The organism is Acinetobacter sp. 22301, assembly GCF_052045285.1.
Taxonomy (GTDB): domain Bacteria; phylum Pseudomonadota; class Gammaproteobacteria; order Pseudomonadales; family Moraxellaceae; genus Acinetobacter; species Acinetobacter pittii.
Genome location: NZ_JBQEOR010000005.1, coordinates 173,515 through 191,546, shown reverse-complemented (window position 1 = coordinate 191,546; position 18,032 = coordinate 173,515). Strand labels below are relative to the sequence as shown.

Here is an 18,032-nt window from a genome sequence, read left to right as displayed (position 1 = left end):
TAACTTTCTTTAAGCAAAATACGTGCTCAAAAGCAGCATACTTATTTTAATCGTTTTTTAAATACGCAATTTAACGTAACTTAGGTTCTCCAGATTCTTGGGAATTCTTCATCCAAATCAAACCAGTAACGTCTTAATCTTGCTCTTATGGCTGCAAAAGCATCATGACAATGTCGGACATCATTTCCCAAGAAACGCGCACAAACCACATCATCTAATAATGTTAAAGTTACAGGTGCTTGCATACGCATCATCAATTCGCGAATGAGTTCGAGCTGTTGTTCTAAATAAAATGAAGACCGATATTTCTCAGGTGCTACGGCCCAAAAATTTCCTATTACGGCTTGATTATCCATACCTAAACAAGAACTAAGCCAACGATCTTCACCTTCAAAAAACAATGTATCTGCAACCAATAATTTTTGTTCTCGCCACAACTTAAACTGGTTGTGATAACTTCCCTGCACAAAACGTTCAGCACGTGCCTGCCGCCCGAGTACCAACATATCCCAGCCAATAAAACTGGCAGCAAGATCAAGGTGAATATGAGTTTCTGAGTGTGCTAGAGCTCCGTCAAACAGCATCGTTTCTTGTGGAACCCACTCCAAAATAGACCGATCTCGGACATGAAGATGAATATGCTGAAAGGCCTGCTTCCCATTGGTTTTATACCACTTTCCCGCACCAGGAGTCGTTACAACCGCATGAGCTTGATCTTTGGTTTCAATTTGAAAAGTAAGATGATCTCCTCCTGCGATTCCTGCTGGAGGATGTACAATAATCGCATGACATACGCCTGTTTTTTCAGGCCAGAGCATTTTTTGCACCCTTACAGGGCCATGGTGCTTTCTATGACTCATTATGGTGCGTGAATTTTCAAAACAAAATCCGAGCTCTAATCGCGCATACCAAAATGGTGCTAAAGAGTTTTTTGAAAACGTTTGTACCTGATTCATTCTGGTTCATATGTTCAAAATAAGTGCTTAAAGTTATAAGCAAAATACGCACCAAATATAAAAATAAGCAAAATGATAAAATTAGATACAATTTTTTGATTTTAATGAGTTAAAAAACAATCAATGTCTAACATAAAACCACAGTAACTTATGGAATTATTTATACAATAGCGCCCACCGTTGCTTCCATACTTGCTCTCCATGAAACTTTTTTTCGTGTTAACGCCACTTGTCTTTTTAACTGGGTGTATTTTTGGCCAATCTAGTGAGGTCAAACGTGCAGAAAAAATTCTCCATAATTTTGAATGTAAAAATGTTGAGACAAGTCAGATTGCAACAAGCTCAATTAATTCTTACTACCAACAGTCTTTAGCGGTAAGCAAAGAAAAGGCGACTTCATATGTAGAGAGCTATAAAAATGGTGAAGAGTTATTTGATATGCCGCTAGATGAAGTTTTAAAGCAACAATATCAACTTTATAAATCAGCTTGTGATTCTTTAGGTGGGGTTTCTTCTCAACCTTAATATATAGAGGTATTCGCTAATTTTTTAGTGGATACCTTTTTTTTAATTTTATATCTTTCTTTTTTGATTAATTTTCACTCACTTTACCTTTTGTTAAAATTAAATTACATACTTAAACTTTTATTAGGCTCTTATATTTCATAGCCTGTTTACTTGTTTTTTATTTATTTTCCGAGGTTTAGAGCATCATGAAAAAAACATTATTATCAGTAGCACTCTTAAGTATCCTTCTTGCCGCTTGTAGCAAAAATGAAAATAAAGCCGACACGACAACTCAAGCATCTGCTCCAGCGCAAACTACTGAAGCGAATAATAATACTGTAGATACCGCGCACACAGCTGAAAACTCACTCGATTGGGACGGCACATATAAAGGCACTCTCCCATGCGCAGACTGTGAAGGTATTAAAACCGAATTAGAACTTAAAGATGATAAAACCTACGAGCTGACTGAAACTTATCTTGGTAAAGGTGATACAAACCCATTTGAAACCCATGGTACCTTTACTTTTGACAAAGATAATACTTCAGTTATTACGTTAGATGATAAAGGCCAAAACCGTAAGTTCTTTATCGGTGAAAACACTGCAACTGCTTTAGATATGGAAGGTAAAAAAGTTGAAGGATCTTTAGCTGAACACTATGTTTTGAAAAAATAATTTTTAATAATTAAAAAACCCGCTCATTTGAGCGGGTTTTTTTATGAATCAATTCTTAGTGAGCTGCGAATTGGTTCATTGTGTTTTTAGCATCGTCATGTGCTTTAAGAGCGTTGTCACCAGAGAAGATTTCTTTGTGATCATCACCGATGTCAGAACCCGCCATTGCTTGGTGTTTAACACAAGCGATACCACCGCGGATTTCTTTACGTTGTACGCCAGCAACATAAGCCAACATACCTTCAGAACCGAAGTAACCTTGTGCAAGCTCATGAGTAGAAAGAGCAGCAGTGTGGTAAGTCGGAAGTGTGATCAAGTGATGGAACACACCCGCTTCACGAGAAGCATCTGCTTGGAAAGTACGGATCTTGTCATCAGCATCAGCAGCTAATTCAGTATTGTCATATTCAGCACTCATTAATTTAGCGCGGTCATATGCAGAAACGTCTTTACCTTCTGCAACCCAACGGTCGTAAGCTTGTTGACGGAAGTTTAAAGTCCAGTTGAATGATGGGCTGTTGTTATAAACAAGCTTAGCATTTGGAACAACTTCTTTAACACGGTTAACCATGTGTGCGATTTCTTCTACGTTTGGAGTCGCAGTTTCGATCCAAAGAAGGTCAGCACCATTTTGTAAGCTAGACACACAGTCAAGTACAACACGGTCAATTTGCGTGTCAGCACGGAACTGATATAAGCCAGAAGGTAAACGCTTAGGACGGTGTAGTTTACCATCACGCTTGATTAAGATTTCATCTTCTTGAGCATCAGCAATGTCAATTTCTTGAGTATCTAAGTAGCTGATGTATTGAGAAGCGATGTCACCTGGCTCTTTAACCACAGGGATTTTTTGAGTCAAGTCAGCGCCTTCAGAGTCAGTACGCGCAACAATGATACCTTCTTCAAGACCCATTTCTAAGAATGCATAACGTAATGCATGGATCTTAGCGATGAAGTCTTCGTGTGGAACAGTTACTTTACCAGCTTGGTGACCACATTGTTTAGCATCAGATACTTGGTTTTCGATTTGAAGCGCACAAGCACCAGCTTCGATCATTTTCTTAGCAAGTAAGTAAGTTGCTTCTTCGTTACCGAAACCTGCATCGATGTCCGCAATAATTGGCACAACGTGAGTTTCAAAGTTGTCGATTTGAGCTGTGATTTCAGCTGCTTTAGCAGTATCACCAGCTTCTTGTGCTTTTTTAAGCGCACGGAATAAATCGTTTAATTCTTTTGCGTCAGCTTGACGTAAGAAAGTATAGATTTCTTCGATCAATGCAGGAACAGAAGTTTTTTCGTGCATAGATTGGTCAGGAAGTGGACCAAATTCAGAACGAAGAGCAGCAACCATCCAACCAGAAAGGTAGATATAACGTTTGCTTGTAGTACCGAAATATTTTTTGTTCGCAATCATTTTTTGTTGTGCGATGAAACCATGCCAGCAACCTAATGATTGAGTGTATTTGCTTGAGTCAGCATCGTATTCAGCCATATCACGACGCATAATCGCAGCTGTATACTTAGCAATATCTAAACCAGTTTTGAAACGGTTTTGAAGTTGCATACGAGCAGCATCTTCTGGGCTAATGTCTGCCCAAGTATTGCCGAATTTTGCTTTTAATTGACGTACTGCATCAATCGCTGTTTGATATGTAGTCATGATATTGTCCTGTATTCATTTTAGGATTTCATCGATTGAAGCCTAGAGTCACGTTACTTAAATTTCTTATGACACCAGCTGCTTCCTCATGAACACAGCTTAGACTTAGCCAATCAATTAATCCAATATCCTTTGTTAATCTTCAGTATTTATTTAAAAAATATACCAATAAATCGATATTATAGATAAAACCAAAAACTTTAACACTTTGTTTATAAAAATAAAATTATCCTAAAGGAGTATAGAGTTTTATTTTAAAAACTCACTAAGTCTTATTTTTATACAATTTTTGGAGATTTTCCACTCATTTTTAAATCTAAAAGTCAATTGTAAATTAGGCTATTTTTGCCAATGCAAAAAGTCAATTGATATGCTAGAAATTGAGAAGTTATTCATAAATATATTCTATTTAGATTTCTTTCATTCAAAACTGAGCAAAGACAGTAAAATCGTGCCTTTGAAACGCCTTTCCACCCTACTTAATTCCTACAAAAAATGTCGCTTTTCTCATCATTTTTTCACACAATGATCATTAAATATGGCATAATTTGAAACAATTTCAGGGTTTTATTTTCGGTATTTTTTTTATGAATCTGGAGCGAGTAGATCTTAATCTATTAATATATCTTGATGTACTTCTTCGTGAAAAAAATGTTACGCGCGCAGCCGAACAGCTTGGGGTAACTCAGCCTGCAATGAGTAATATTTTACGACGCTTACGTAATTTATTTAATGATCCGCTTCTTATCCGTTCTTCCGAAGGGATGACCCCAACAGAACGTGCACTTGAATTACAACCTCGTATTCGTGATGCCCTTTCTGATCTTTCCATGATTTTGGAACCCCGTACCGAATTCCGCCCTTATACAAGTAATCGCGTTTTCCGCATTATGACATCTGACTATGCCGAGGCAACTTTAGTTCCTCGTCTTGTCAAAGCTCTACGCTCTGAAGCTCCAAATGTTGTACTCGACTTTCTTACACCAAGTGATGTGTCTTATAGAGACATGGAACAAGGTAAAGTTGATCTTGCAATTAATAGATTTAATGAAATACCGCAAAGTTTCCACCAAGTTTTAGTTTGGCGTGATAGTTTCAGCTGTATTCTTAATGACAAACACCCTGCTGTAACCCATTTGAATCTTAAAAGTTATCTAGATGCACAGCATATCTGGGTTTCTAAAACTGGTATGGGTGTAGGCTTTGGTGTAAATCCAGATAAACAAGGCGGTTTAGGCTGGATCGATCAGGCATTAGAACGTATTGGTCAACGTCGTAAAATTTCTGTATTTACTCGTCACTACCAAATGCCAGCATTACTTGCTCAAAATGTTGACCTGATTGCCACGCTTCCAACTCGAATGGCACGCCTACAAACTCAAAATCCTAAACTGGTTATAAAAGATCCTCCTTTTTATATTCCAGAATTTGAACTTAAAATGGCTTGGTGCCCATTATTACATCATCACCCAGCTCATCGCTGGTTACGCCAACTTATTTTATTTGTTGCTCGTCAAATGATTGAAGAAGAAAATCGTGAATTTCTAACCAACAATTCGCAATTTTCTCACTATTAAGTAAATTTTGATTTAATTGTCGATTTTAGACATTATCTTCAAGCGCTGAGCAATCAATCTGATTACCTCAGCGCTTTTTTGTGTTAAAACATAGTCATAATAATGATGAACCTCGGGTGATTTGTGAGTCTCTTTCAAAATATCATTATCATCGTACTGCTCATCATCGCAGCAGGCTTTTTATCTTTAACTGAAATTGCATTGGCTGGTGCCAGAAAAGTAAAGTTAAAAATTTTAGCCGAAGCTGGCGAAGAACGTGCCCAACAAGTACTTGATCTACAAGAACAATCTGCCGATTTTTTTGCAGCTTCTCAAATTGGCCTAAATGCAGTTGCAATTTTAGGCGGTATTTTGGGTGAAGCTGCTTTTCGTCCCTTTTTTGTCACTTTAGTTGACCGCTTTTATGAAGGGCCTTGGACACAAACTATCGGTTTTGCCCTTTCCTTCACTTTAGTAACTTCTCTATTTATTTTATTTGCCGATCTTATGCCAAAGCGCTTGGCAATGATTGCACCTGAAAAAATTGCAATTAGCGTTATTAACCCGATTCAAGTTTTTATTAAGGTGTGTAAACCCTTAGCTTGGGGAATTAATGCTATTGCGAATCTGTTATTTCGCTTGTTTAAAGTCAATACAACACGCGAAGACAACATTACTTTTGATGATATTTCAGCGGTCATGGATGCGGGCGCTCAAGCCGGCGTACTTCAAAAACAAGAACACCACTTTATTGAGAATGTTTTTGAACTAGAAGAACGTACCGTACCTTCAAGCATGACGACACGGGAGAACGTCGTTTATTTCACCTTAAACGAACATGAAGATAGTATTCGTCAAAAATTAGCAGAATATCCTTACTCAAAATTTTTAGTGTGTAATGAAAATATTGATCAGGTTATTGGTTATGTTGATGCTAAAGATTTCTTAGTACGCATTTTAAATAATCAATCACCAACTCAATTAAATGAGTCTACCATTCGTACTGTACTCATGATTCCCGACACTCTCACACTCTCTGAACTACTTGACCGTTTTCGTTCTACAAAAGAGAAATTTGCTGTCGTTATCAATGAATATGCACTTGTTGTAGGAGTGATTACGTTAAGCGATATCATGATTACAGTTATGGGTGATTGGGTTACTCCTATTGAAGAAGAGCAGCAAATCATTAAACGTGATAATAACTCATGGTTAATTGATGGCAGTACACCAATTGATGATCTAAGACATGCTCTTGAAATTGATGAAATGCCTGATGAAGAAAACTATGAGACGCTCGCAGGTTTCATGATGTACCGTTTACGCAAAATTCCACGTCCAGCAGATTTTGTGGAATTTGGTGGATATAAATTTGAAGTTGTCGATGTCGACCATTTTAAAATTGACCAACTTCTTGTAACTCGAATTTTAGAACAAACCGAAACACACTCATCAATTGATGAAAACTAATCGTTATTAATTTAAATGCCCCACAATTTAGCTGGGGTATTTTTTAAACTAAATAAATTTTTTAAATATATGTAATAATTATTTTAGATTCATTTATTCAATTTGCTCTTTTAATTTAAAAGTATTATTATTTTATTTAGTAACTCTATTAAAGCTTAAATACTGAAAATTAATAAAATAATCTATATCTCTTAACTGCCTATAAAGTGATTAAGCCCATTTACATTGCAAACAAACTTATGTAACTTAGCTCAAAGTCAATCTCTAAATGCTTCTTCTTCTCATTTCAATCATCAAAATATATATAATTAAAAAAAATGCCATATAATTTTTATTTTTATAATACCTTTATATTATTTTATAATAGCATTCATTTATTATAAAACCATTATAACCTTAATATATATGTTCAGTATTTCATCTAAATATACCCATCCAAATGAATATATATTAACCAAATAAACTAAATATATTATTTGTCTTTTTAATAAAAATTAATAAGAATAACCAAGGTCAGAGTTTTGAATAAACTTGTTCAGTAAAACTATAGGCAAAGGATTGATTGTATGCTGACATTACTTGGTGTTGGCATGATTTTGTGCTTCATGTACTTAATCATGTCCAAACGTTTAAGCCCTATTATTGCTTTAATTCTCATCCCGTTTATTTTTTCTCTCATTGCTTGGGGCCTAGGTCATTACTTTGAAAGTTTAAGTCACATTGAACTTAAAGGTCTCAGTGAGATGATGCTGGATGGCATCAAAAAATTAGCGCCAACTGGCGTAATGCTTTTATTCGCAATTTTGTATTTTGCCTTAATGATCGATGCAGGTCTTTTCGACCCACCGGTTAAATGGATTTTGAAAAAAGTTAAAGGCGATCCTTTAAAAATTACACTAGGAACTGTCTTTTTAACCACTCTCGTTTCTTTAGATGGTGATGGCTCAACCACCTATATGATTTGTGTGGCTGCAATGTTGCCACTTTATCAACGCCTAGGAATGAACACACTCATCATGACTGCGCTTATGCTTTTATGTAGTGGTGTAATGAACCTAACGCCATGGGGCGGTCCTACTGCTCGTGCTGCAAGTGCGTTACAAGTTGATCCAAGCCATATTTTCGTACCAATGATCCTTCCAATGATCATTAGTATTGGTTGGTTATTCTTCTTGGCATATTTATATGGCCGCTATGAGCAAAAACGTTTAGGCGTGATTGAGCTTGAAAGTCATCATGGTGATAATATTACCGTGTCGAAAGACCCTGAAGCGACACGTCCACATTTACGCAAAGTAAATATGGTACTTACTATTATTCTCATGATTGCATTAATCAAAGGCATTTTGCCAATGTCAGTGCTATTCATGCTAGCGTTCTGTATTGCAATGCTGATTAACTATCCAGATGTTGATATGCAGAAAAAGCGTATCGCAATGCATGCAGATAGTATTTTAGCTGTTGTAGGTTTAATTTTCGCAGCAGGTATTTTCACAGGTATTCTATCTGGTACAGGTATGGTTGAGGCGATGTCTAAAGAATTCGTCGCAATGATTCCTCCAAGCATGGGTCCATATCTTGCACCGATTACCGCTTTAGTCAGTATGCCTTTGACATTCTTTATGTCAAATGATGCATTCTTCTATGGTGTTTTACCAATTCTTGCTGAAGCGGCTTCACATTACGGTATTAGCCCAGAAGCTATTGCTCGTGCATCAATTGTAGGTCAACCAGTACACTTACTATCGCCTCTTGTTCCATCAACTTACTTGTTATGCGGTCTTGCTAAAGTTGACTTTGCTGACCATCAAAAGTTCACATTTAAATGGGCATTTATAACATGTATGGTTTTGATGGGCACTGCATTAGTGATTGGCGTTTTCCCGCTCTTTAGTACACTTTAATTATTCCCCTAAAAATAAAAGCCCCAAACGGGGCTTTTATTTTTATTTATTTATATACTCAATCATGGCGTCTAAGAACGCATGAAAGTGCAAGCTAATATCTTCTTCTAAAATTTTATAGGCATTATCAAATTGCACCATTGGCCAACCTTCTTTCCAAAATGGGAAGATGTCATGTAAGTCATGAGTAACTATTGCATCTTCTCGAACAATCGCTTGTGAAATTTGTGCCAAAACTTGCGCTGTTTCTGCACCATCAATAGCTAAATAATCAATACCACGCGCTTTTAAAATACGAATTCGATCTTTTTTATAGCGAATTTTTTTAGCTTGAGCTGCATTTAAACCTAGTGCAAGAGTAACTGCCTCTACAAACTTTTCTTCAAAATTTGTATTCAGTGCCACTAAAGCCTGCTTATGTGCTTCCTGACGTCCTGCTTTCCCCCCGTTACGGATGATCTCATTTGCTTCCGTATCTAGCTTATCTTTTTTCATCGACTGTAAAATGTCTAAAATTTCGATATCGCTTAAAGATTCAGGAGATTGCTCAAACATAGGAGTCTCTATACATACAACTAAAGGCGTATTCTCTCATAAAAGCGATACTAAAGCAGAGTAAAATTTTAAATAGCTCATTATCTTGACTATTTTTATAGTCCTAACTTCATAGACTACACTCATAAAATCAAATAATTCTTTGGTTATAATTTTAATTATTTGCCAAATTAATTTTACCCTGATAATATTATTTTACCCAGATAAAAATATATGGCTAAAATGAATACTAAAATCACCTATACTGCCTTCACTGGAAGCACACTTATTGCGAGTGACTCCCTTATTGAACTTGCAAAAAAACTCAAAGATCTTCCGAAAACAACGGAAAATATTCTGATTTTTAATGATCAAACAGGTCAACAAATTGATCTTGATCTTTCTGGTTCGGAACAAGAATTTCATCAACGTTATGGTGAACCGGAAGAAATTAAAAAAGTTGGACGACCTAAACTCGGAGTAATTTCTCGTGAAATCACTTTACAGAAAAAACATTGGGATTGGTTAGATCAACAAAGTGCGAGTGCATCAGCAGTAATTCGTAAGTTAATTGATAAAGAGTTAAATAACCCAAATTCTGAAGGTAATATTATGCTCGCTAAACAAGCCATCGACCGTTTTATGTCTGCCATGTTGGGCAATATGCCAAATTACGAAGAAGCAACACGTGCCTTATATCAAGGTGATCGAGATATATTTTTAAAGATGATTCAGAGCTATCCCAAAGATTTAAGAGAATATTTAACTTTAAAAACTCAAAGTATTTTCTAAACCCAATAAAAAACCCGCTTACGCGGGTTTTTTCAAAATCAATTCAGTCTATTAAAGACGAACTAATTCCACAACTTTTTCAGCTGCCTCTTCAACGGTTTCAGCAGTAACTTCTGTATCCGTACCTTCCACAGAAGTTGTGATAACCACAACACCTGTCTCACGCAATAAAGTAATTTGTTCAGCAGTTAAGTTGGCTTTTGCAATCGCAACTACACCTTGTTGGATCAATAAACTTTCTAAAACTTGAGCTTTCTCGATTAACTGTGCAGAAATCCCAATCACCGCTGGCTTTTGGCCCAAACGTGCAGCACGATCTTCAGCTGTTACAGGATTGCTATGTGCAGTCCATTCAACAGCAGCCTCAACCATACCTGCACCAACAGTTACGTTGCTTAAGCGGTCAATGAAGATGAATGAACCTGTATAACGAGAATCTTGATATTGATCAAACACAACTGGCGCATCGAACTCAACTACAACATCTGCAATTGCATTTAATTCAAGCTCTTCCACATGAGTATGTTCAAGTGTATTCACATTCACTCGATAGTGAATATTAGTGACTTTAGCAGGAACAGTCTGGGTACCAATCTTAACGTTGTATAACTTACCTTTCACGAGCGGATGTTCATTCATCCACACCACTGAAGCACGAACACTACGTGAAATTAACGGTTGCTCGCCAGCACGTACCAAAACGTTACCACGGCTAATATCAATTTCATCATTCAGGGTCAATGTAACCGCTTGACCCGCTACAGCCTGCTCAAGGTTTCCATCAAAAGTAACGATTTCTTTAACTGTTGAACGCTTACCTGATGGCAGTGCAACAATCTCATCACCAACATTGATTTCACCTAAAGCAACAGTACCCGCAAAACCACGGAAATCAAGGTTTGGACGATTTACATACTGAACAGGGAAACGGAATTCGTGTTTGTTTGATTCACGACTAATTTCCACCGACTCAAGAATGCTCATCAAGGTTTGACCCTTGTACCACGGCGTATGAGCTGACGGATTCACAACATTATCGCCATTTAAGGCAGAGATTGGTACAAACTGAATATTGGCTGGACGACGATCACCTAATTGGCTTACGAAAGCATCATATTCAATCTGAATTTCAGTGAAACGTTCAGGTGAATATTCAACCAAGTCCATCTTATTGATTGCAACAACGATATTTTTAATACCAAGCAAACTTGCAATAAACGTATGGCGACGAGTTTGAGTTTGCACACCATAACGCGCATCAATCAAGATGATTGCCAAGTCCGCAGTTGACGCACCTGTTGCCATGTTACGTGTATATTGCTCATGTCCCGGGGTATCCGCAATAATAAACTTACGCTTTTCTGTTGAGAAATAACGGTAAGCTACGTCAATGGTAATACCTTGTTCACGTTCTGCTTGAAGGCCATCTACTAGTAACGCCAAGTCTGGTGCATCACCCGTAGTTCCTACTTTTTTACTGTCACGCGTTACTGCTTGCAATTGATCTTCATAAATCAATTTTGAATCGTAGAGTAAACGTCCAATAAGCGTACTTTTACCATCGTCTACGTTACCGCAAGTCAAAAAGCGTAGAAGGTCTTTTTGTTCATGTTGCTTTAAATAGGCCAAGATATCTTGACTGATTAATTCTGATTGATGAGACATTGCTCAAACTCCACAAATTTAGAAATTGTCTTAGAAATAGCCTTCTTGCTTTTTCTTTTCCATTGAGCCCGCTTCATCATGGTCAATCATACGACCTTGACGCTCAGAACTCGTGGCTAAAAGCATCTCTTGGATAATTTCAGGTAACGTATCTGCTTCAGACTCAACTGCACCAGTTAACGGGTAACAGCCAAGCGTACGGAAACGTACAGACTTCATCTGTGGAACTTCACCCTCTTTTAGACGCATACGCTCATCATCAACCATGATTAACGTACCGCTACGCTCTACTACTGGACGAACAGCAGAGAAATAAAGAGGAACGATTTGAATATTTTCTAAATAGATATATTGCCAGATATCTAACTCAGTCCAGTTAGATAAAGGGAATACACGAATACTTTCACCTTTGTTCACTTTACCATTGTAAAGATTCCAAAGTTCAGGACGTTGGTTTTTCGGGTCCCAACGGTGCTTGCTATCGCGGAATGAATATACACGCTCTTTCGCACGTGATTTTTCTTCATCACGACGTGCACCACCAAAAGCAGCATCAAATTGATATTTATCCAAAGCCTGTTTTAAGGCTTGGGTTTTCATAATATCGGTATATTTTGAACTACCATGATCAAATGGGTTGATCCCAGCTTCACGGCCTTCTTTGTTCTGATGAACAATTAAGTCAAAACCATGAGTTTTTGCCATGTTATCGCGAAACGCGATCATGTCTTTAAATTTCCAACCCGTATCTACATGTAATAATGGGAATGGAAGTTTAGCTGGATAAAATGCTTTTAACGCTAGATGAAGCATCACAGCCGAGTCTTTACCAATTGAGTAAAGCATGACTGGATTTTCGAATTCTGCAGCAACTTCACGGATGATATGAATACTCTCAGCTTCAAGTTGCTTGAGATGTGTAAGTCTTGATTCAGTCATGAACACGCCCTTCTCTATCCATTTTGCCCATAAAATCTAGAAGTAGTATTAAACCACCACCTAGAAGACCATGTGGAGGAACGAGTGCCATAACAACTCCAATTTTTCGTGATAGATAATCCAACCACAAGCCTTTATATGGCTTATAGCATTAGTTATGCATTATAGTGATTTAAAACCGATTCCTTTTGCTTGTTTTTTCATATTGATATTCGATTTAATCATATACATGTAATATGCTGATTCACTTGCATAACTTCACAATCGTAGCTTGTGTAGTCAACTTAAGCAAATCATGTTCTAGTCTTTATATTTCTTTAAAACCATAAAAAAGAGAAGCTTTGATCGCTTCTCTTTTCTAAAACATGATCTATTCTTAGAAACCAAACATTTTACGTTCTAATGGAATTTCAATTCCAATAGATGCACCTGCATCATTACCCTCAAGATCCGAGTCACTTACCCACCCATTAATTTTTAATGGAAGATCAGGTTTGATGAAATGCGTCCAAGTTAAATCAAGGGCTTTGATTTCATCATCTTTAGGGAATGCTTTATTGATTGCTAAGTTAGATTGGTTAACTTTAACCACCATAGCGCGACCACTTAAACGGTTCATGACATCAAAGCGGATATCGCCACCCACCGAATACATTTGCCCATCACCACCCATCGCGTGACCTAATGGGAAACCATGTTGGTAATAACCATCTTTATAAATATAATGGTTATAAGAAATACCTTTTACATCACCATTGGTGCGAGTATCAGCCCATTCTGCATAAAGTTGATATGGCATATCATTGTAGCTTGACGAATAATCAACCCCAGCTAAATACATCTTTTTAGATGGGAGTAACCCAGCCTCATCTTCACCTACATATTGTCCATAAATACCAACAGGAGCATTTAAAAGAGATTGCAGATTCAAACGAGCATCAAATCCAGCAATTTGGTTAGACCTGTCTTCAGACGCATCATAAACATTATCATTACCTTTAATCGCATTCCATAAAGAATCCCAACTTTCAGAACGTCCCTCACCACCCCATTGTAAAGTTCGGGAAGCACCTAGTTCTAAATAAGGTAACGGTCTTGCAGTTACACGTAAGCCTAATAATTTAGCATCTGGTATTGCTTTATAATCATCTAATTGACCAGCAAATGCTTGGTATTGCCAAGGCCCAATCCAAGACAACCATTTTGTCTCAAAAGCATTTTGCACAGCACGTTGTGCAGTTACTCCATAAACTGGTCGACTAGCATCACCACGAATTAAGCTACCATCGTGTCCAGATCCCCACCATGTTGGAATTTGACCTGCAACTACCCATTGATTCCAAAGTTTACCAGCGACATATGAACCTTCAACATTAACGTCTTGTCCATTATCAATTTGAGGATCTTTTTCTGCATTTACTCGGATTTTAGCATCCCAGTTTTCACCGCCAGCATTAAACTCTAATGAACCTTGATATTGAGCTTTTTGGTTATCACCGAATGCTTGAGGAATATTTTTGATATCAGTTTCAGCAAAAGCACCCACTTTAACTGTATTGTTATCTGCTTTTAATGCATTAAGTACTGAATTAATAACTTTTTGTTGAGCTGGATGCGTCACTTTTGCTTGAGAAAGTGCTCTTTGAATTTCATCACCACTTAACGGCCAAGTTGAGGTGCTAATACTGATAACACCTTGTTGATTTAACCAGTTTAAGTCGGTACGTAAGTCTTCATTATTTAGCACTAAACCTTGTGCAAAAATAGCGGATGAAGCAGTTGCCAATATTGCAATCGAAAGTGTTTTTCTTAGAAACATGCCAGCCAATTCTCAAAGTTATTTATGAGCAACACCTTAAATTTTTTATCACAACTTTGCAATTGTTAAACTGTGCAATTACATTTTTTAACGCTATCTTAAGATTAGTATAAATAGGTAAGTTTTTAGATATAAAAGGTAATAAAAAAGGCAGTATAAATACTGCCTTTTTGCATCTTAGAAGATTAACCTTCTTTACGGCGCATATGCGGGAATAAAATTACATCACGAATACTTGGTGCGTCAGCAAATAACATGACTAAACGGTCAATACCAATACCTTCACCTGCTGTTGGAGGTAAACCATATTCAAGTGCTTCAACAAACTCTGCATCGTAATGCATTGCTTCATCATCACCAGCGTCTTTTTCAGCAACTTGCGCTTGGAAACGTTCAGCCTGATCAATCGGGTCATTTAACTCGCTGAAGCCATTTGCTAACTCACGACCACCGATGAAGAATTCAAAACGATCTGTAACGTGTGGATTGTCATCATTACGACGCGCCAATGGAGAAGTTTCCGCTGGGTAATCAGTAATAAATGTTGGCTGACGAAGTTTAGTCTCAACAGTTTCTTCAAATACGATCGTTTGAAGCTTACCTAAACCAAACCCAGGCTTAACCTCTTCTTTCAATTCTTCACGAATAAATTTTGCAAGAAACTCGCGATCACCTACATTTTCAGGTGTGAACTGTGGGTTATTCTCTAAGATCGCATCGAACATAGAGATTTTTTTGAATGGTCCTTTGAAGCTAAACACTTCACCTTGGTAAGGAACATCAGTTGTACCTAGAATATCCAAAGCCAACTTTTCAAGCATATTTTCAGTCAATGCCATTAAATCTTTATAATCAGCATATGCCTGATAAAACTCGATCATGGTGAATTCAGGGTTGTGACGTGTTGACACCCCTTCATTACGGAAGTTACGGTTAATTTCAAACACACGCTCAAAACCACCAACCACTAAACGCTTCAAATAAAGTTCAGGTGCAATACGTAAGAATAAAGGCATATCCAAAGCATTGTGATGTGTTTCGAATGGACGTGCAGAAGCACCACCCGGAATCACATGCATCATTGGCGTTTCAACTTCCATGAAACGTTCATTGTTTAAGAATGCTCGAATACCTGCAACAACTTTGGCACGGATTTCAAAAGTCTTACGTGTTTCTTCATTCACGATTAAGTCAAGGTAACGTTTACGGTACTTAACTTCTGTGTCATTTAAACCATGAAATTTATCTGGTAACGGACGAAGCGATTTTGTAAGAAGTTCAAAACCTTCAAGATGAACATATAAGTCACCTTTGCCTGAACGTCCGATATAACCTTCAGCAGCAATAATGTCACCAAGATCCAAACCTTTAATGGTTTCAAGAATATCTTTTGGTAAGCCTTTACGGTCAACATATAACTGAATACGACCAGTCATGTCTTGAATCACCATGAAAGAACCACGGTTTAACATGACACGGCCAGCCACTTTTACATAGACATGCTCAGCGCTTTCAATTTGTTCTTTCGACTGATCTTTAAATTGTTCTTGTAGATCAGCTGCGTAATGTTCACGCTTAAAAGTATTTGGCCAAGGACTCTTTCCAGTTTCCTTCGCAACATCTTGGATTTGCTTTAATTTGGCATGACGCTGTGCAATTAAATCGTTTTCGGAAATAGTTGGTTCAGAAGTCGATTGAGCGTTTTGTTGCGTCATCTCTGCCTCGATTAAGTAAAAATGAAGTGGCATAGCTTAACAGATTGCAGGAGTTTTTCGAATGATTTCAATCAAACAAAAATGAAAAAAGACAATTTATGAAAACGAGCAGTACTTTTTAAAGGCAAAATGACTTAGACCAATCGCTAAGATCATTTTTTAAAGCTTTTAGTAAAATATAAAAAAATCTAAATAACCTCGATATTCAAAGGCCCTTTTTGCCTTGTATTTTATCAATGAGATTGTGTCGTAAATAATGAAAATTCTATTTCTACATGGCTTGGATTCTTCTCGGGAATCAACAAAGTTCCACGCCATTTTACATCCTGAAAAATTTTGTATTGACGTTGATTATCGTAACCTAAGTTATGCATCTGTTGAGTACTTTTATCACCAAGCTATTCAGACGATCAAACCAGATTTACTGGTTGGTCATAGCCTTGGAGGATATTGGGCCTTAAAAACCGCCGCTCAACATAAATTAGCTGTGATTGTGGCAAATCCAAGTCTTACGCCTAGTTTTCGACCTGATTATCCTCAGCTTTCCGAAGAGGAACTTACTCACTCTAATCCTAAAATGGCTTATTTAGAATTAGGAGATGAGCAACTCGATATGTATCAAGTTCAAGAAAAACTTGCTCCCTACATGAATATTGAAACGTTTGAAGGCGGACATCATCGTTTGGCCTATCCTTCTCGTATCAATGATTTGATTATGAAAATTTATAAAAAATATTTGGCTTAAATTGATGGCGATTGCCTATTTTCCTTCTGCCAATTTCTTGATTACATCAAATCCTTGAACGAAGCCACTTTTCAACATACCCATGTATTCAGGTAAGGTGGCTAATTCGACTTTTAAAGTAGTTACACTATCGCGCTGGCTCAAAAAATATTTTTCTTGGGAACCACTCCAGCCTTTAACTTCTTCACTTTCTAAATCTTCCTTACCATCCTTAATCATTCCTAAATGTTTAAAAATCAAGATTTCCGGCTTTTTCAATTCTTCGATTGTGGAGACCATGCCATTGCCTTCACCATCTAGGAAATAAGTTTTGCCACCGATTTGCCAATCGGTACGCATTGAGGAATCTGGAGCAAAAAATTTTGTCCAAGCGTTATATGTCTCGTTATTCCAAAGTAATTCCCATACTTTTTCTATAGGCGCCTCAATTTCTACTTCGTATACTAAATTTTCCATACTTAACTTCCCTGATTTATTCAGTTCTTATACTGTCGAATTTTAATTTTCGTGTTTAATAATGACATCTGTTGAATCTTTATTTGTTGTTATTTAGCTTTCTTATTATATAAATCTTTTAAATGAGCAAATACTTTTTTATCTCTCAATAATTTCACGAACAACATTAAGTTTAAAATTAACATTAAGAATGTATTAGTTATTATTAGTTTATGCTCAAGTTTTGCCTAAAAAACCACTTATTTGTCCTAACCTGCCATTCATCTTTGCTTACGAATGATTAAACTCCGTTATTTGCTTTACATTAAATGTAGAACTGCGTAAAAATTTGATATCCGATCAAAGGCACATTGGTTATTATTGACCGGATCGTGGTTACATTATTAATAGATGGAATAGTTTTACTGAAAGGCAGCTTTGAGCAAACTTATCAGTGCGGAGAGTCTCATGAAAAAATATCAATGTATCGTTTGTGGATGGATTTACGATGAAGCAGAAGGTTGGCCACAAGACGGCATTGCAGCTGGAACAAAATGGGAAGATATCCCTGATGACTGGACTTGCCCTGATTGCGGCGTTTCAAAAGCTGACTTCGAAATGATCGAAATCTAATGACTTACAGTAAAAGGCCATGATT

The 18,032-nt window shown here is 37.1% G+C and carries 17 protein-coding genes; 8 read left to right on the top strand and 9 right to left on the bottom strand.

The features are described 5' to 3' along the window. Nucleotides 1–80: 80 nt before the first annotated feature. On the bottom strand, nucleotides 81–956 hold the full coding sequence (locus tag ACTJJH_RS10360) for an urease accessory protein UreD (RefSeq protein ID WP_320539260.1): 876 nt from the start codon (nucleotides 954–956) through the stop codon (nucleotides 81–83). Between the two features lie 201 nt (nucleotides 957–1,157). On the opposite strand from ACTJJH_RS10360, the gene ACTJJH_RS10355 reads away from it, so the two are divergent. Then, on the top strand, nucleotides 1,158–1,481 hold the full coding sequence (locus tag ACTJJH_RS10355; protein WP_005070594.1) for a hypothetical protein: 324 nt from the start codon (nucleotides 1,158–1,160) through the stop codon (nucleotides 1,479–1,481). A 188-nt stretch (nucleotides 1,482–1,669) separates the two neighbouring features. After that, complete coding sequence (locus ACTJJH_RS10350) at nucleotides 1,670–2,140, top strand: copper resistance protein NlpE (protein WP_440601100.1); 471 nt, start codon at nucleotides 1,670–1,672, stop codon at nucleotides 2,138–2,140. 55 nt (nucleotides 2,141–2,195) lie between these two features. Here ACTJJH_RS10350 and ACTJJH_RS10345 read toward each other — a convergent pair whose 3' ends face one another. Then, complete coding sequence (locus ACTJJH_RS10345; protein WP_002117581.1) at nucleotides 2,196–3,800, bottom strand: isocitrate lyase; 1,605 nt, start codon at nucleotides 3,798–3,800, stop codon at nucleotides 2,196–2,198. Between the two features lie 587 nt (nucleotides 3,801–4,387). Here ACTJJH_RS10345 and ACTJJH_RS10340 point away from each other — a divergent pair. The 3 genes from ACTJJH_RS10340 (at nucleotide 4,388) to ACTJJH_RS10330 (ending at nucleotide 8,730) form a co-directional block, all read left to right on the top strand. Further along, nucleotides 4,388–5,377 (top strand): LysR family transcriptional regulator, encoded by a 990-nt coding sequence (locus tag ACTJJH_RS10340; protein ID WP_004703082.1) that lies wholly within the window; start codon nucleotides 4,388–4,390, stop codon nucleotides 5,375–5,377. Nucleotides 5,378–5,500: 123 nt separating this feature from the next. Continuing rightward, nucleotides 5,501–6,826, top strand: coding sequence for a hemolysin family protein (locus tag ACTJJH_RS10335; RefSeq protein WP_002117726.1), 1,326 nt, complete (start codon nucleotides 5,501–5,503; stop codon nucleotides 6,824–6,826). Nucleotides 6,827–7,392: 566 nt separating this feature from the next. Next, nucleotides 7,393–8,730, top strand: a complete 1,338-nt coding sequence (locus ACTJJH_RS10330; RefSeq protein WP_002117607.1) for a CitMHS family transporter — start codon at nucleotides 7,393–7,395, stop codon at nucleotides 8,728–8,730. 42 nt (nucleotides 8,731–8,772) lie between these two features. On the opposite strand, the gene ACTJJH_RS10325 is transcribed toward ACTJJH_RS10330, so the two are convergent. Further along, complete coding sequence (locus ACTJJH_RS10325; RefSeq protein ID WP_002117749.1) at nucleotides 8,773–9,285, bottom strand: hypothetical protein; 513 nt, start codon at nucleotides 9,283–9,285, stop codon at nucleotides 8,773–8,775. Nucleotides 9,286–9,498: 213 nt separating this feature from the next. Here ACTJJH_RS10325 and ACTJJH_RS10320 point away from each other — a divergent pair, with 213 nt between their 5' ends. Beyond that, nucleotides 9,499–10,056, top strand: a complete 558-nt coding sequence (locus ACTJJH_RS10320; RefSeq protein WP_014206078.1) for a DUF2239 family protein — start codon at nucleotides 9,499–9,501, stop codon at nucleotides 10,054–10,056. A gap of 51 nt (nucleotides 10,057–10,107) precedes the next feature. Here ACTJJH_RS10320 and cysN read toward each other — a convergent pair whose 3' ends face one another. From cysN to lysS, 5 genes are all read right to left on the bottom strand, one after another. Further along, nucleotides 10,108–11,721, bottom strand: a complete 1,614-nt coding sequence (cysN, locus tag ACTJJH_RS10315; protein WP_002117513.1) for a sulfate adenylyltransferase subunit CysN — start codon at nucleotides 11,719–11,721, stop codon at nucleotides 10,108–10,110. 30 nt (nucleotides 11,722–11,751) lie between these two features. Continuing rightward, nucleotides 11,752–12,660: a sulfate adenylyltransferase subunit CysD gene (gene cysD, locus ACTJJH_RS10310; protein ID WP_000140408.1), complete on the bottom strand. Its 909-nt coding sequence runs from the start codon at nucleotides 12,658–12,660 to the stop codon at nucleotides 11,752–11,754. After that, complete coding sequence (locus ACTJJH_RS10305; RefSeq protein ID WP_002117520.1) at nucleotides 12,653–12,784, bottom strand: hypothetical protein; 132 nt, start codon at nucleotides 12,782–12,784, stop codon at nucleotides 12,653–12,655. The genes cysD and ACTJJH_RS10305 overlap by 8 nt, the downstream gene beginning before the upstream one ends. Before the next feature lie 252 nt (nucleotides 12,785–13,036). After that, nucleotides 13,037–14,479 (bottom strand): capsule assembly Wzi family protein, encoded by a 1,443-nt coding sequence (locus tag ACTJJH_RS10300; protein ID WP_440601099.1) that lies wholly within the window; start codon nucleotides 14,477–14,479, stop codon nucleotides 13,037–13,039. Nucleotides 14,480–14,664: 185 nt separating this feature from the next. Then, nucleotides 14,665–16,194, bottom strand: coding sequence for a lysine--tRNA ligase (gene lysS / locus ACTJJH_RS10295; protein ID WP_002117806.1), 1,530 nt, complete (start codon nucleotides 16,192–16,194; stop codon nucleotides 14,665–14,667). 256 nt (nucleotides 16,195–16,450) lie between these two features. Between lysS and ACTJJH_RS10290 the strand changes: the two genes are divergently transcribed. Then, nucleotides 16,451–16,939 (top strand): YqiA/YcfP family alpha/beta fold hydrolase, encoded by a 489-nt coding sequence (locus ACTJJH_RS10290; RefSeq protein WP_002117608.1) that lies wholly within the window; start codon nucleotides 16,451–16,453, stop codon nucleotides 16,937–16,939. 15 nt (nucleotides 16,940–16,954) lie between these two features. Here the strand turns inward: ACTJJH_RS10290 and ACTJJH_RS10285 are convergent, their stop codons facing one another. Next, on the bottom strand, nucleotides 16,955–17,395 hold the full coding sequence (locus ACTJJH_RS10285; RefSeq protein ID WP_002117644.1) for an SRPBCC family protein: 441 nt from the start codon (nucleotides 17,393–17,395) through the stop codon (nucleotides 16,955–16,957). Between the two features lie 447 nt (nucleotides 17,396–17,842). On the opposite strand from ACTJJH_RS10285, the gene rubA reads away from it, so the two are divergent. After that, the gene (rubA, locus tag ACTJJH_RS10280) at nucleotides 17,843–18,007 is read left to right on the top strand and encodes a rubredoxin RubA (RefSeq protein WP_000760495.1); all 165 of its coding nucleotides are present in this window, start codon (nucleotides 17,843–17,845) and stop codon (nucleotides 18,005–18,007) included. The last annotated feature ends 25 nt before the right edge of the window (nucleotides 18,008–18,032 follow it).

Bases quoted from the DNA above. Each gene is read 5' to 3' on its own strand.
- ACTJJH_RS10350 (WP_440601100.1), top strand. From the start codon at position 1,670: ATGAAAAAAACATTATTATCAGTAGCACTCTTAAGTATCCTTCTTGCC.
- ACTJJH_RS10285 (WP_002117644.1), bottom strand. From the start codon at position 17,395: ATGGAAAATTTAGTATACGAAGTAGAAATTGAGGCGCCTATAGAAAAA.
- ACTJJH_RS10330 (WP_002117607.1), top strand. From the start codon at position 7,393: ATGCTGACATTACTTGGTGTTGGCATGATTTTGTGCTTCATGTACTTA.
- ACTJJH_RS10355 (WP_005070594.1), top strand. From the start codon at position 1,158: ATGAAACTTTTTTTCGTGTTAACGCCACTTGTCTTTTTAACTGGGTGT.
- rubA (WP_000760495.1), top strand. From the start codon at position 17,843: ATGAAAAAATATCAATGTATCGTTTGTGGATGGATTTACGATGAAGCA.
- ACTJJH_RS10300 (WP_440601099.1), bottom strand. From the start codon at position 14,479: ATGTTTCTAAGAAAAACACTTTCGATTGCAATATTGGCAACTGCTTCA.
- ACTJJH_RS10340 (WP_004703082.1), top strand. From the start codon at position 4,388: ATGAATCTGGAGCGAGTAGATCTTAATCTATTAATATATCTTGATGTA.
- ACTJJH_RS10325 (WP_002117749.1), bottom strand. From the start codon at position 9,285: ATGTTTGAGCAATCTCCTGAATCTTTAAGCGATATCGAAATTTTAGAC.
- cysD (WP_000140408.1), bottom strand. From the start codon at position 12,660: ATGACTGAATCAAGACTTACACATCTCAAGCAACTTGAAGCTGAGAGT.
- lysS (WP_002117806.1), bottom strand. From the start codon at position 16,194: ATGACGCAACAAAACGCTCAATCGACTTCTGAACCAACTATTTCCGAA.
- ACTJJH_RS10320 (WP_014206078.1), top strand. From the start codon at position 9,499: ATGGCTAAAATGAATACTAAAATCACCTATACTGCCTTCACTGGAAGC.
- cysN (WP_002117513.1), bottom strand. From the start codon at position 11,721: ATGTCTCATCAATCAGAATTAATCAGTCAAGATATCTTGGCCTATTTA.
- ACTJJH_RS10290 (WP_002117608.1), top strand. From the start codon at position 16,451: ATGAAAATTCTATTTCTACATGGCTTGGATTCTTCTCGGGAATCAACA.
- ACTJJH_RS10360 (WP_320539260.1), bottom strand. From the start codon at position 956: ATGAATCAGGTACAAACGTTTTCAAAAAACTCTTTAGCACCATTTTGG.
- ACTJJH_RS10345 (WP_002117581.1), bottom strand. From the start codon at position 3,800: ATGACTACATATCAAACAGCGATTGATGCAGTACGTCAATTAAAAGCA.